Annotated in this window: 11 protein-coding genes; 1 reads left to right on the top strand and 10 read right to left on the bottom strand. The window is 70.6% G+C overall.

Annotated elements, in window-relative coordinates:
* Positions 1-15: 15 nt before the first annotated feature.
* The 9 genes from ABIB29_RS02150 to hemE form a co-directional block, all read right to left on the bottom strand.
* On the bottom strand, positions 16-1,119 hold the full coding sequence (locus ABIB29_RS02150) for an LLM class flavin-dependent oxidoreductase (RefSeq protein WP_354169637.1): 1,104 nt from the start codon (positions 1,117-1,119) through the stop codon (positions 16-18).
* A complete protein-coding gene (gene hemB, locus ABIB29_RS02145) occupies positions 1,119-2,099 on the bottom strand; it encodes a porphobilinogen synthase (RefSeq protein ID WP_354169635.1) in 981 nt (326 codons plus the stop codon). The genes ABIB29_RS02150 and hemB overlap by 1 nt, the downstream gene beginning before the upstream one ends.
* Positions 2,096-3,016: a uroporphyrinogen-III synthase gene (locus ABIB29_RS02140; protein WP_354169633.1), complete on the bottom strand. Its 921-nt coding sequence runs from the start codon at positions 3,014-3,016 to the stop codon at positions 2,096-2,098. Before ABIB29_RS02140 ends, hemB begins: the two co-directional genes overlap by 4 nt.
* A 65-nt stretch (positions 3,017-3,081) precedes the next feature.
* Complete coding sequence (hemC, locus tag ABIB29_RS02135) at positions 3,082-4,080, bottom strand: hydroxymethylbilane synthase (protein ID WP_354169631.1); 999 nt, start codon at positions 4,078-4,080, stop codon at positions 3,082-3,084.
* Positions 4,077-5,351, bottom strand: coding sequence for a ferrochelatase (locus ABIB29_RS02130; RefSeq protein WP_354169629.1), 1,275 nt, complete (start codon positions 5,349-5,351; stop codon positions 4,077-4,079). Before ABIB29_RS02130 ends, hemC begins: the two co-directional genes overlap by 4 nt.
* The gene (hemQ, locus tag ABIB29_RS02125; protein ID WP_354169627.1) at positions 5,348-6,061 is read right to left on the bottom strand and encodes a hydrogen peroxide-dependent heme synthase; all 714 of its coding nucleotides are present in this window, start codon (positions 6,059-6,061) and stop codon (positions 5,348-5,350) included. The genes ABIB29_RS02130 and hemQ overlap by 4 nt, the downstream gene beginning before the upstream one ends.
* 134 nt (positions 6,062-6,195) lie before the next feature.
* A complete protein-coding gene (locus ABIB29_RS02120) occupies positions 6,196-6,921 on the bottom strand; it encodes a hypothetical protein (protein ID WP_354169625.1) in 726 nt (241 codons plus the stop codon).
* A 124-nt stretch (positions 6,922-7,045) separates the two neighbouring features.
* A complete protein-coding gene (hemG, locus tag ABIB29_RS02115) occupies positions 7,046-8,521 on the bottom strand; it encodes a protoporphyrinogen oxidase (protein WP_354169623.1) in 1,476 nt (491 codons plus the stop codon).
* Positions 8,522-8,525: 4 nt separating this feature from the next.
* Complete coding sequence (gene hemE / locus ABIB29_RS02110) at positions 8,526-9,623, bottom strand: uroporphyrinogen decarboxylase (RefSeq protein WP_354169622.1); 1,098 nt, start codon at positions 9,621-9,623, stop codon at positions 8,526-8,528.
* A 170-nt stretch (positions 9,624-9,793) separates the two neighbouring features.
* Between hemE and ABIB29_RS02105 the strand changes: the two genes are divergently transcribed.
* Positions 9,794-11,128, top strand: a complete 1,335-nt coding sequence (locus tag ABIB29_RS02105) for a glutamyl-tRNA reductase (RefSeq protein ID WP_354169620.1) — start codon at positions 9,794-9,796, stop codon at positions 11,126-11,128.
* 221 nt (positions 11,129-11,349) lie between these two features.
* Here ABIB29_RS02105 and ABIB29_RS02100 read toward each other — a convergent pair whose 3' ends face one another.
* The gene (locus ABIB29_RS02100; RefSeq protein WP_354169618.1) at positions 11,350-13,116 is read right to left on the bottom strand and encodes an HNH endonuclease signature motif containing protein; all 1,767 of its coding nucleotides are present in this window, start codon (positions 13,114-13,116) and stop codon (positions 11,350-11,352) included.
* Between the last annotated feature and the right edge of the window lie 190 nt (positions 13,117-13,306).

The following is a 13,306-nucleotide window of genomic DNA, read 5'->3' as shown; positions in this document are numbered from 1 at the left end:
TCCTATTCTTTCAGTTCAATTCAGCGGGGAGGCCGCGGCCAGCCGGGTGGCCACCCGGGGGGCCACCTCGGTGCCGAACAGCTCGATCGAGCGCATCATCGCCTTGTGCGGCAGAGTGCCGTTGCTGTATTTGAGGTCGAAGCGGTCCACGGCCAGATTCTTCTTGAGCAGCGCGATCTTCGCGGCCACGGTGTCCGGGGATCCGACGTACAGGGCGCCCTCGGGGGTGCACATGGCGTCGAACTCTGCCCGGTTGCCCGGGCCCCAGCCGCGCTCGGCGCCGATCAGGTTGCGCTGGCTAAGCCAGTGCGGGAAGAACTCCTCCCGCGCCTCCTCGTCGGTCTCGGCAACGTGGCCGGGTGAATGCGTGGCCATCTGCTGCATCGGGTGGCCGTATTTCGCCATCGCCTCACGGTAGAGGTTCGCCAGCGGCGCGAAGGACCGGGGCTGTCCGCCGATGATCGCGAAGATGATCGGGTAACCGTACTCGGCGCAGCGGAGCACCGATTCGGGCGTACCGCCGACCCCGATCCAGGCGGGCAGCAGGTGGTGTTCAAGCGGCGGGTAGGCGCTCAGCCCGTTGATGGCCGGACGGGTGCGGCCCTCCCAGTGGATGGGCTTCTGGGCGCGGGCCTTGTCGAAGAGCTCAAGCTTCTCCTCGAACAGGACCTCGTAGTCGGCCAGGTCGAGGCCGAAGAGCGGGAAGGACTCGATGAAGGAGCCGCGGCCCAGCATGACCTCGGCCCGGCCGTTGGAGAGGGCGTCGACGGTGGAGAAACGCTGGAACACGCGGAGGGGGTCATCGGAGCTCAGGACGGTGACGGCGGAGCCGAGCCGGATTCTCTTGGTCCGGGCGGCCGCCGCGGCGAGGAACACCTCGGGGGCGGACACCGCGAAGTCGCGGCGGTGGTGCTCCCCCACGCCGAAGGCATGGAGTCCCACTTCGTCCGCGAGTTCGGCCTGTTCCAGCAGCTGGCGCAGCACCTGGGCATGCGGGACGGGGTTGCCGTCGGGGAAGACCCCGACGTCGCCGAACGTGTTGAGGCCCAGCAGGACCCGGCCCGGGCCCACCGGGGCGGTGGGGTTGGACCCGGAGGCCGGGCCGGTCGATGCGCTCATCAGGACTCCTTCAGCCAGCCGGCGAGTTCGCTTGCCCAGTACGTCAGGACCATGTTGGCCCCGGCGCGTTTGATGCCCAGCACGGATTCGGTGATCGCGGCCCGGCGGTCGATCCAGCCGTTGGCGGCGGCGGCCTCGATCATCGAGTACTCGCCGGAGATCTGGTAGGCGGCGACCGGCACGGGACTCATGGCGGCGACGTCGGCGAGGATGTCGAGGTAGCTCATGGCGGGCTTGACCATGACCATGTCGGCGCCCTCGGCGAGGTCCAGTTCGACTTCGAGGATCGCCTCGCGGCGGTTCGCGGCGTCCATCTGGTAGGTGCGGCGGTCGCCCTTGAGCTGGGAATCCACGGCTTCGCGGAACGGCCCGTAGAACGCCGACGCGTATTTCGCGGCGTAAGCGACGACCGCGGTATTGACGTGGCCGGCATCCTCGAGGGCCTGCCGGATCACGCCGACCTGGCCGTCCATCATCCCGGACGGGCCCAGGACGTGGGCGCCGGCGTCCGCCTGGGCCACGGCCATCCGGCCGTAAATTTCCAGCGTGGCGTCGTTGTCCACGTAGCCGTGGGCGTCGAGGACCCCGCAGTGCCCGTGGTCGGTGAATTCGTCCAGGCAGACGTCGCTCATGATGACGAGGTCGTCCCCGACCTCGGCGCGGACGTCCCGGATGGCCTTGTTCAGCACGCCGTCGGGGTCCAGGGAGGCGGTGCCGGCGGCGTCGCGGACGGCGGGGATCCCGAAGAGCATGATGCCGCCGACGCCGAGCTGCACGGCTTCGGCCGCGGCGCGCTTCAGCGTGTCCGTGGTGTGCTGCTGGACGCCGGGCATCGAGGCGATGGGGTTCGGCTCGGCCAGGCCTTCCCGGATGAAGGCGGGCAGGATGAGTTCCGAGGCCGAGAGGCGGTGTTCGGCGGTCAGCCGGCGCATGGCCGGGGTGGTGCGGAGCCGGCGGGGGCGGTGGGTCGGGAAGCTCATACGGTGTCCTTTGCGGTGGGCTCTGCGACTGGCTGATGTGGCGGGGACGGCTGGGGCTGGCTTGCCAGGGACCGGACGACGGCGGCGACCAGTCCGGAGGCGGTGGGTTCCTCGGCGACAGCGGCGACGGTAAGGCCGAGGAGTTCCGCCTCGGCGGCGGTCGACCGTCCGATTGCGACGAAGCGGCAGCCACCCAGCGGGGCGAGGTCCTCGTGGATGCGCCGGGCCGCGCTCGGGGAAGCGGCGACGACGGCGTCGAGCCGGCCGGCGCTGATTTCAGTTTTCGCCTGGTCCGGGGTGAGCACGGCGGCTGCTTGGTCCCCGTGCGCGCCGGCGGCTGCATTGTGCCCGTGGGGCATGGCGGGCTGGTACGCGGCGAGGCTCCGGCCCGGGTCGGCCGGGTAATCCACGGTGCGGTACGCGGTCACGGCCTGCACGAAGGCACCCCGGGCTTCCAGCCCGCGGCGGAGCCGGGGGTCGGCGATATCGGCCTGCGGCAGCAGGACGCTGCCCTGGTGTTCGGGCCAGATATCGAGCAGTCCCGCGCCGGACTGCTGCCCCGTGGGCGCCAGATCGACGGCAACTCCCCGGGACTCGAGGGAACGGCGTGTCGCGGGCCCGATCGTGGCCACGAGGAGACTGCCTGGCAGCCAGCTGCTGAGCGTGGTTCCCCGCTCGGTGGCCTTGGCCTCGAGCGCCTGGACCGTGGTCACGCTGCTGACCACGAGCCACGCGTAGGCACCGGCGCCGAGGGCGTCGAAGGCAACATCCAGGGAGTGCTGGTCACTGGCGAGCTCAAAGTCGATGAGCGGCAGCAGCATCGGATCGGCGCCCACCTTGCGCAGCGCCGCAACCAGGTCCCCTGCACGGTCCGGGCTGCGCGCGACGAGAACCCGGGCGCCCTCGGGCACCCTCATCCCAACTTGCCCGTCCGTGTCGTTGCGGCCGCCGCGCCGTCCCATGACCTGATGGAATCCGCCGTTCAGGATGCGGCCAGGTCCGCGATGTCAGCGGCGCCGCGGGCCAGCAGGACTTCGGCGAGCTCGATCCCGAGCAGGGTGGCCCCGACCTCGGTCAGTCCGTCGGTGGCTTTTTTGTCCCGGACCGTGGCTGTTCCGTCGACGGCGCAAACCACGGCCTCAAGGTGCAGCAGGCTGCCCTTGCGGAAGGCGTAGGCGCCCACCGGCGCGGCGCAGCCGGCTTCGAGGCGGGCCAGGAGCGCCCGTTCGGCGGTGACGGCAAGCCGGGTGTCGGGGTCGTCGAGGGCGGCGAGGGCCTGTGCCAGCACGCCCTGCGAGCCTTCGGTGGATCCCGCCTTGCGGGGTGCATCAGCGGTGCGGCATTCGATCGCGAGGGAACCCTGCCCGGCGGCGGGCAGCATCACCTCGGTCTCGAGGTACTCGCTGACGGCGTCGAGCCGGCCGATCCGGTGCAGTCCGGCGGCGGCGAGCACGACGGCGTCGAGATCGCAGCTCTTGCCTTCCACCACAGCATCGGTGCTGTTGCCCGGCAGCCCGGGGACACGGCCGAGCCGGGTGTCCACGTTGCCGCGGATGTCGCGGATGTCCAGGTCCGGGCGGGCGGCCCGCAGCTGGGCTGCGCGCCGCGGCGAGCCCGTGCCAACCGTGGCGCCGGTGGGCAGGTCGGCGAGCTTGAGCCCGTCGCGGGCGCAGAGCACATCGCGGACGTCGGCGCGTTTCGGCGTCGCCGCGAGCGTCAGCCCGAGGGCTGCCCCGGTGGGAAGGTCCTTGAGCGAGTGCACCGCCACGTCGCAGCGGTCCTGCAGCAGGGCATCGCGCAGGGCAGCGACGAAGACGCCGGTGCCGCCCATCTGGGACAGCGACCCGGTGAGGACGTCTCCCTCGGTGCGGATGTGGACCAGCTCGACCGGGAAGCCGCCCACGGCGGCCAGCTGGTCCGCGGTCTGCTGCGTCTGGGTGAGGGCCAGTTTGCTGGCGCGGGTTCCGATCCGGACGGTCACGGTGCGACCTGATCCGCCGCCGGGGCGGGTGTGCCGGCGGCGGCCGGGTAGGGGTCGTGTCCGGTGCCGACGGTGGTGTCGGCGCCCGAGATGGTCGGCTTTTCGCCGCGGAAGTTGGCGCAGCAGCCCGGACGGCAGACGTCGTACCAGGGGCCGAGCTTTGTCAGGTGCGGGCGGTCGGCGATGTTGTTGGCGGCGGTCCGCTCGCAGATCAGGTCCACGATCCCGCCAACGAATTTGCGGTGCGTCCCGGGCGTGGGGACCCGCGTTGCGGCCAGGTCCAGCTTGGCGCAGGTTTCCAGGGCTTCGGTGTCGAGGTCCCAGACAACTTCCATGTGGTCGCTGACGAAGCCGAGCGGCACGATCACGATGCCCTTGACGCCCTGTCCGGCGAGTTCCTCGATGGCGTCGTTGATGTCCGGTTCCAGCCACGGCACGTGCGGGGCCCCGGAGCGGGACTGGTAAACGAGGGACCAGGGGGCCGTGTCGCCGGTCGCGGCCTCCACCCGGCGGATGACCTCGGTGCCGGAGGCAAGATGCTGTGCGACGTAGGCGGAGTCTTCCTCGAAGTGGCGCGGTTCGGCGTCGGAGCGGCCCGCTGCTTCGGCGTCACGGGTGGGGATGGAGTGCGTGGCGAACAGGATGTGGACCGGCGCGTCCGGGGTGCCGGCCGCGGCCAGCTGGGCGCGGACGTCGGCAAGGCCGGCGGCGGTGCCTTCAACGAACGGCTCGACGAAACCGGGGTGGTCGAAGTACTGGCGGACCTTGTCGACCGCGAGCTTACCGTCGAGGCCGGTTTCGGTCAGCGCGATGCCGATGTCCTCCCGATACTGGCGGCAGCTGGAGTAGCAGGAGTAGGCGCTGGTGGTCACCATCAGGACCTTGCGGTGCCCGGCGTCGTAGATGTCCTGGAGGGTCTGCGGGATGTAGGGGGCCCAGTTGCGGTTGCCCCAGAAGACGGGCAGGTCGATGCCGCGGGTGGCGAGTTCGGCCTCGATGCCGGCCTTGAGCTCGCGGTTCTGTTGGTTGATGGGGCTGATGCCGCCGTTGGCGCGGTAGTGGTGCGAGACCTCTTCGAGGCGCTCGTCCGGGATGCCGCGGCCGCGGGTGACGTTGCGCAGGAACGGCAGGACGTCATCCTGGCCTTCGGGGCCACCGAAGGAGGCGAGCAGCACGGCGTCGTAGTCCTTGGGGGCCATCCTGCCGGCTTCGGTCACCTCGTTGATGGTGGTGTCTGCTGCGGCAGCGTCCTGGGGATCGAGCGGGCTCATGAAAGTACCTCGGCAATCTCGGCGGCGCTTACCCGGCGGCCGGTGTAGAACGGGATCTCTTCGCGGACGTGGTGGCGGGCTTCGGTGGCGCGCAGGTGGCGCATCAGGTCCACAAGGTCCACCAGTTCGGGGGCTTCCAGGCCCAGGATCCATTCCCAGTCGCCGAGGGCGAAGGAGGACACCGTGTTGGAGATGACCTGGGGGAAGTCCCGGCCCAGCAGACCGTGGTCACGCAGCATCGCGCCGCGTTCGGCGTCCGGCAGCAGGTACCACTCGTAGGAGCGGACGAAGGGGTAGACGCAGAGCCACTCTGCCGGCTCCACCCCGCGGGAAAACGCGGGAGTGTGGTTCTTGGCGAACTCGGCCTCCCGGTGCACCCCCATCGCGGACCAGGCGATCTCGGTGCCGCGGAACAGCTCGCTGCGGCGGATGTCGCGGACCGCGCGCTGCAGGGCCTCCGGCTGGGGGCCGTGCAGCCAGACCATGATGTCGGCGTCTGCGCGCATCGCTGAAACGTCGTAGCTGCCGCGGTGGACCACGCCGGCCCCGGCCAGCCGTGCGGTGAGGGCGTCATATTCCCCGGCAGCATCGCCGCTGCGGAGGACGTCGGCGGAGCGCTTGAAAACCGTCCAGAGGGTGAAGAACTGCTCGGCTGATTCTTCGCTGGCTGATTCAGTTTTAGTGACAGTTTCGGCAGAAGTGTGGCTCATGGATACCAGTCTGCCCCCTACCCCCAATGAAGTCGAAATAAAGCACTTCTACAGTGCGTAGAAGTGCTTTATTTCACATCGTTGGGGATTCCGGCGCCGGATTCCGCACCCGGTGCGGGGACGCGTTCGGGACGTCAGACCCGGCGCAACCGCAGGACCACGACGCCGGCGATCCCGGACAGTGCCACGAGGCCGATGCCCAGGCCGAGCAGGGGCGAGGGTCCGGCAGGTTCCCGGGTCGATGTCGCCTCCATCGAGGTGCTCCCGGAGCGGGGCGTGGCCGGCGGTGTCGCGGTGGATGCCGTGGCTGTCGCAGATGCAGCGGCCGTGTTCGACGGCGATGCCGGGGTTTCGGTGGGGGCCTCGGTTTCGGCGGGAACTTCGGCGGCCGGTACCGGTTCCGCAACGGACCGGCCCGGGACGGGAACCGCAGGCGGGGCAGGAGCAGGAGTGGCGGGCTGCGGCACCGCCGGCAACGCTGGCACAGCCGGCACGGCCGGTGCCACGGGCTGCGGAGTGACGGTCCGCGTGGGCGTCGGCCTCGGGCTGCGGCTTGGCTCCGGCTCGTCCGGCTCCTCGGAGGAGGTCGGCTGCGGCGAGGGACTCGAGGGCGAGGGGCTGGGTGTGGGGTGCTTCGACGGCGCCAGCAGGCCGTCAACCACGCCGGCGAGGTCAAGGGACCGCAGGTCCGTCGCGGCGGGAACTGAGGCGGAAGCGGAGACGCCCGTGGCCGCTTGCGCGGCAGGCGCACCTGCGGAAAGAGCCAGCACCACTCCGAGCGCAGCAGCTGCCGTGCCGCCCCGAAGTCCCCCATGGTGACCGGCCCGCGTTTTTTGGACATTGGACCTGTGAGTAACCATGGTCACCGACCTTAGCTGTCAGCGGACACGGGGGAAAATTTGCCGTTTCCGCCTGTTTGTGGCTACCCGGTTGTGGGTCTCCGGGCCGCCTGCAGGGCGCCCGGATGACGGGCTCCGGCGCCGCTCAGGACAGCAGCTGGCGGACCTGCTTCGGTGTGTCGGCCACGATCGCCGCCAGGCCGTTGCCGGAGAGCCAGCCGCCCACCACCGCCAGGGTGCCGTCCGCCGCGCAGATGCTGCGCACGTCCGCGACGCGGCGCTTGTGTCCGAGCGAAGCGAAGGGCAGCGCGCCGCCCCAGCGGACAACGTCCCAGTCGACCACGTCGCCGGCGGTGACCGGAACGGACAGCAGCATGGAGGCGTCGTTTAGGGCAGCCTCGAACAGCTCACTGTCGGTGCCGGGTTCCGGGCGGACCGTGGCCCCGTGCCGGGTGTCACCGCGCCCGTAGGACAGCCGGACGACGTGGGTACCGGGGCCGGTCTGCGCTGCCAGCCACTCCCATTTGGCGGTGGCGTGGGTGAGTGCCTTGGCCTGGACTCCGGGGCTCTGCGGCGCGACCAGGATTCCGGTTCCCCGCGGGCGGGCGTCGAGCCGGGGCAGGTCCACCACGAGTGTGACCAGGCTGACGTCGGGGCCGGGCTCGGGGCGGCGGCCGGCCAGCTCCGGCAGGGCGCCGGCGAGCAGTTCGATGGCGGCAGGGCCCTCCACGGCGACGACCAGGAGCCCGGCGTCGTAGGCGGTGCCACCCGCGGAAACCCGCCAGCCGTCGGCCGTGCGCTCCACGGCGCCGGCCCGGGTGCCACCAAGCAGCGTCACGCCCAGGCTGCGCAGATCGGACAGCAGAGCCGGGATCAGAGTGTGCATCCCGCCACGCAACCCTGCGACGGCTGATCCCGCCTTCTGCACCCCGGACGACGCCGCCCCGGGGACCGCCGCTCCCCCAGCCGGGGTCCCACGGCGTTGCGCCCCAACGGCGGCGGCGAGGGAGCCGTGGTCCCGGATCCCGGCGCGCAGTCCGGGGGCCACCATGTCGATGTCGAGGACATCCGGGTCCGCGGAGTGGACTCCGCCGACGACGGGCGCCACAAGCCGTTGGAGCACGCGCCGCCCCATCCGTGCACGGACCAGCGCCGAGACGCTCGTGGCCTCGGCCCGGGTACCCAGCGAGGCGGGCAGGAGCTTGTCGAGCGAGGCCCGGAGCGAACCGAGGAGGCCGAGGGTGCGGCGGACTTCAGGGTCCCAGGGGTTGGCGGGGATGCCCAGGACGCCGGTGCGGGGAAGTTCGCGCGGGCCGTCCGGCAACTGGACCCACGCCCCGCCCGGCTGCGGGGCGACGATCATTCCGGCCAGGTCCAGTTCGGCGGCGAGATCCGCCACGGCGGAGGAGCGTGTGGCGAAGGACTCGGCGCCGCTGTCAAGGGTCAGGCCGGCCACCACATGGCTGCCGACGCAGCCGCCCCACGCGCCGGAGGCCTCCAGGACCGTGGTGCGGACGCCGGCGCGGGCCAGTTCCCGCGCGGCCAACAGGCCGGAGATCCCGCCGCCCACCACCACGGCGGTGGGCGCTGCGGTATCCCGGTCGGTGCGGGCAGCCTCCACGCGCTTACTCCGGGGAGATCGAGTGGATGAGTTTAACGACGCGCGTCAACACATCGGGATCGGTGTCCGGCGGCACGCCGTGGCCGAGGTTCAGCACGTGGCCGGGGGCTGAGGCGCCGGCGGCGATGACTTCGCGGACGTGGGCTTCCAGCACCTCCCACGGCGCGGACAGCAGGGCGGGGTCGATGTTGCCCTGCAGCGGCACCGTGCCGCCCAGCCGGCGGTTGGCTTCGTCCATCGGCAGCCGGTAGTCCACCCCGACGACGTCGACGCCGACGTCGCGCATAGCGACGAGCAGCTCCGAGGTGCCGGTGCCGAAGTGGATCAGCGGGGCGCCGAGGTCACGCACGTGGTCCAGGGCGCGGGAGGAGGCCGGGGCGACGAAGCGTTTGTAGTCGGCCAGGCCGAGGGAGCCTGCCCAGGAGTCGAAGAGCTGGCCCGCGGAGGCACCCGCTTCCAGCTGGGCGCGGAGGAACATGCCGGAGGCGTCCGCGGCCCAGTTGGCCAGCGCGGTCCAGGTCTCCGGGTCGGCGTGCATCATGGTGCGCGGGCCGAGGTGGTCGCGGGAAGGCTTCCCTTCCACCATGTACGCCGCGAGCGTGAACGGTGCGCCGGCGAATCCGATCAGCGGGGTCTTCCCCAGCTGGGCCACGGTGAGGCGGACGGCCTCGCGGATGGGCTCGAGGGCTTCCCAGGTGAGCTGGGGCAGGGCGGCGACATCGGCCGCGGTGCGGACCGGCTTCTCCAGCACGGGTCCGACGCCGGGGACGATATCCACGCCGACTCCGGCCAGCTTAAGCGGAATGACGATGTCCGAGAAGAAGATGGCGGCGTCGACGTCGTGGCGGCGGACCGGCTGCAGCGTGATCTCGGAGGCCAGTTCGGGGCGCAGGCAGGAGTCCAGCATGGCGACCCCCTCGCGCAGCTTGAGGTATTCGGGCAGCGAGCGGCCGGCCTGCCGCATGAACCACACCGGACGGCGGGAGGGCTTCCCGCCGCGGTAAGCGGTGATCAGCGGGGAGTCCGCGGTGCGGCCGTCCATCAGAGGGTGCCCGGCGTCAAGGCCGGAGAGTTCAGGAGTTGCCGCAGCGCGAGGAGTCATGCCTTCGATTGTGCCGAAAATCAGCCCCAAAAGATAACGACAGCCTGTCACCGACACGGACAGTGACCCGGGCTGCGCCCCGGCCGTGGCGCGAATCACAGCCCCGCGTGTGCAGTCGCACGCCGGGCTGTTGTTCTACACCGGAACGAAAAAGCTATGATTGTGATGCTGTGGTTCTTTTTTCTCTGGTGGCGACCCACGCCGACATCGACCTCGAGACCGTTGCTCAATTGAGCACCGGTGCTTCCGAGCTCGCCACATCCGCCCTCGCCGGGTCGCCGGCCGTGGCGGGTGCCATTGTCCTTGCCACGTGCAACCGCTTCGAAATCTACGGTGAAGCGCCCCGGCACGACGACGTCGAAGACGCCCGCCTGGCTCTCATCGCCCAGCTCAGCGGCTCCACCGGACTCAACGAACAGCTCGTGGCGCGCTCCTTCAGCACCCGCACGGGCTCGGACGTCACCCGGCACCTCTTCTCCGTCAGCTCCGGGCTGGACTCCGCCGTCGTCGGCGAACGCGAAATCGCCGGCCAGGTCCGCCGGGCCCTGATTACGGCCCAGCACCAAGGCACGGCCAGCGCCGGCCTCGTCAGGCTCTTCCAGGCGGCGTCGAAAACCGCCAAGGACGTCGGGGCCCAGACCGCCCTCGGCGCCCGCGGCCTCTCGGTGGTCTCCGTGGCCCTGGACCTCGCGACCGAGTTGTCCGAAGTCCCCGACTGGTCCACGAAAAAGGTCGTGGTGTTCGGCACCGGCGCCTATGCCGGCGCCACCATGTCGCTGCTGCGTGAGCGCGGCTGCACGGATGTCTCCGTCTACTCCTCCTCCGGCCGTGCCGCCGGTTTCGTCGCCACCCGCGGCGGGACCGCACTCGACGGCGACAGCCTCCCGGCCGCCGTCGCCGCCGCCGACGTCATGATCGGCTGCAGCGGGGCGGACACCCGCGTGGAAGCGTCAGAGCTGGCCAGGGTCCGGGCGTTCTCGCCCCAGCCGCTGATCGCCATCGATCTGGCCCTCACGCACGATTTCGATCCCGCCGTCGGCGGACTCGACGGCGTCGAGCTGCTCACGCTGGAATCGGTCCGCCTGGCCGCCCCGCAGGAGCAGGCCGAGTCGCTGGCCCAGGCGAGCAGCATTGTTGCCGGTGCGGCCAGCGCGTTCGAACAGGAACGCGAGGCCCGCTCGGTGGACTCGGCCATTGTCGCCCTGCGCCGGCACACCATGAACGTGCTTGACGCGGAGATGGAAAAGGTCCGGGCCCGCCACGGCTGCACCGCCGCGGCGGAGGAAGTCGAGTTCGCGCTCCGCCGGATGGTCAAGCAGCTGCTGCACGTCCCCACGGTCCGGGCCCGCGAGCTCGCCGCCAACGGTCAGCAGGAAGACTACGTGGCCGCCCTTGAGGCGCTGTACGGAATCACGGTTGAACCGCCCGTGGCCAAAGCTGCCGCCGAATGCCCTGTTGAACACCAGGACCGTCCCGCACCGGGCGGCGTGCGGGAAATCGCCTAAGCGACGCTTCTCGCAGGCTGAACCGCCCGACGGCGCTAGCCTGTTGCCTGACGCGGAAAACGAACGCCGAGAACGACCCTGCCGCGACGGCTTCCCGTCGAAACTCGGCATCAAGGATTCGATCCGAGCTCTTGGGCATCGGCCAGACGACAGTCGGCGACATGGTCCTCCACGCCAACCCGGCACGCGTTAATTCAGAGACAGGCCCTGGCGGCCGGAGTCTACGGCGGCCACGGGTGCCCGGCCGTGCATAAGTACCAGTCTGTGAAGAGATCCGGCGGCAGTTCCAGGTTTGGATCCCGGCCCGGCTCAGCGGGCAGGTCCAAATCGGGATCCCAACCCGGCTCCGCGGGCAGTTCCAGGTTTGGATCCCGGCCCGGCTCAGCGGGCAGGTCCAGATCGGGATCCCAGCCTGGATCCGCGGGCAGACTTTCGTCCAGTCCTGGGTCCGGGAGTGTGTCGGTGGCCGGGATGCCGGGTGGCCAGTCGGGTGGTTCCCAGTCCTGCTGTTCGCTGGGATAGTGCCGGCCTGAGGGTGAAGTCCAGCCCGGCGGGCTGTGATTGCTGGCCCCGGATGGTGTCCAGCCGGAGCCGTGTTTCAGCCGGTGGTGCTTGTGGCAGGGCTGTCCGAGGTTGGAGATTCCGGTGGTGCCGCCGTCGGCCCAGGCCAGAAGGTGGTCGGCGTCGTTGTCCAACGAGTGGTTGTTGCAGCCCGGGAAGGGGCATTTGCCGTCGCGGAGCCGGAGCCAGTGGCGCATAGCTTTGGTGAGCCGGTAGCTGGTCCGGCCGATTTCCAGCGGCGCCCCGTCCCGCGGATCCGTCAGGACCCGGTAGAAGGAACCCGCACCGTCGGCGACCAGGCGGCGGGCCATCGACGGCGGAATCGGCCCGTACCCGTCGAGGGTCGCCGGTTCCTCCCCGGCACCGAGGAGGGACAGGACCGGGACGGTGACCAGGACCTGCGCCCGCGGGACCGGCACACCCCCGCATGCGCCCCCGCAGCCCCCTCCGTCGGCGCTGTTGCCTCCGTCGGTCCCGGTGCCGCCGCCGGCAATAGCACTGTCTGCCGGTCCGCCCGAAGTGCCGGTGGTGGCGCCGGTGGTGTTGCTGGTGAGGAGCAAGGTGGCGGCGATGTCGGCGCGGAGCTGGGTCAGAGTGCGGGGCTCCTCCGGGCCCTGCAGGGCCCGGGCCGCGGCGGTGGTCCGTTCCCAGATCCCCGCAGCGGTGTCGGCCGGGAGGTACGCCGAGAGCCAGGCCATCCCGTCCCGGTCCGGGCAGTATTCGACCCGCCGGTCCGCAGCGCACCTGGTGTGCCGTTTTTCGATACTGACCGGGTGGTGGCGTTCCCGCCAGGCGCGGGCCTTGGCGCGGAACCGTCCCGGCACGAGGTCCCCGGCCGGGCACCCCCGGGCCGGGTTGGGCTCGGAGGGGTCCAGAAAGTGCGCCTCCAATGCGGCCGCGCCGGCCGGATCCAGGTTGCTGGCTTCGTCCACCATGATCCGTGCGTGGGCCCAGGAGATCGTCCCGGCCTGCAAAGCTCCCAGGGTCAAGGGCAGCGACGTCGTCAGAGCCTGGCTCTCACCCAGCAGGGCACCGGCGGCGTGTTCACCGACCGTCAGGACACCCGCGACCTCGGCCACCAAAGCCATCTCCTGGACAGTGTGGTCCCGCAGGGACGCTGCCGGGGACGCCAGCGCCCGGGCCGCCTCCGCGTAGTCCGCGGTCAGCCAAACCTTCAGCGCGGCCATCCCGGCCTCCACCCGCGCCACGCCGGTCATACCGTCCAGGCAACCATCCGCCAGCTCCCGCAACGGATCAGCCCGCAACGGATCGGCACACAACGGATCAGACTCGGCACCCCGAAGCGGATCTGCGCCGGACCGATCAGCGCCGTCCCCGCCCGAAGCGAAAACAGCCAGCGCAGCAACGGACGCCGCGACAGCCGCCAGCGCCTCCCTGGCCTCCGCACTCCAAACCGTTCTTTCCATGAATCCAGACTAGAAGATGGCTACGACAGTTTTGATGGACTGGCGATGACCGCGCGATTGTCGGTGAGGTACCTTCTCTGGACTACGCGTTGGGCAATTAGGAGGAGCGGGAAGAGTAGCCGACATGGTTGTTGTGATGCCGCTCGCGTGAGCGAGCGAATGCTGAGCCCGGCAGAGAAGCTATTCCAAC

The sequence above is a fragment of the Arthrobacter sp. UYEF36 genome (genome assembly GCF_040547025.1).
In the GTDB taxonomy this organism is placed as follows: domain Bacteria; phylum Actinomycetota; class Actinomycetes; order Actinomycetales; family Micrococcaceae; genus Arthrobacter.
The sequence above is the reverse complement of the archived record's forward strand: the minus strand, read 5'-3'. Positions and strand labels throughout refer to the sequence as shown.

What these genes read in the sequence shown, in the direction of transcription:
- ABIB29_RS02150 (WP_354169637.1), bottom strand. Translation starts at nt 1,119, where the DNA reads ATGAGCGCATCGACCGGCCCGGCCTCCGGGTCCAACCCCACCGCCCCG.
- hemB (WP_354169635.1), bottom strand. Translation starts at nt 2,099, where the DNA reads ATGAGCTTCCCGACCCACCGCCCCCGCCGGCTCCGCACCACCCCGGCC.
- ABIB29_RS02140 (WP_354169633.1), bottom strand. Translation starts at nt 3,016, where the DNA reads ATGAGGGTGCCCGAGGGCGCCCGGGTTCTCGTCGCGCGCAGCCCGGAC.
- ABIB29_RS02130 (WP_354169629.1), bottom strand. Translation starts at nt 5,351, where the DNA reads ATGAGCCCGCTCGATCCCCAGGACGCTGCCGCAGCAGACACCACCATC.
- hemQ (WP_354169627.1), bottom strand. Translation starts at nt 6,061, where the DNA reads ATGAGCCACACTTCTGCCGAAACTGTCACTAAAACTGAATCAGCCAGC.
- ABIB29_RS02120 (WP_354169625.1), bottom strand. Translation starts at nt 6,921, where the DNA reads ATGGTTACTCACAGGTCCAATGTCCAAAAAACGCGGGCCGGTCACCAT.
- hemE (WP_354169622.1), bottom strand. Translation starts at nt 9,623, where the DNA reads ATGACTCCTCGCGCTGCGGCAACTCCTGAACTCTCCGGCCTTGACGCC.
- ABIB29_RS02100 (WP_354169618.1), bottom strand. Translation starts at nt 13,116, where the DNA reads ATGGAAAGAACGGTTTGGAGTGCGGAGGCCAGGGAGGCGCTGGCGGCT.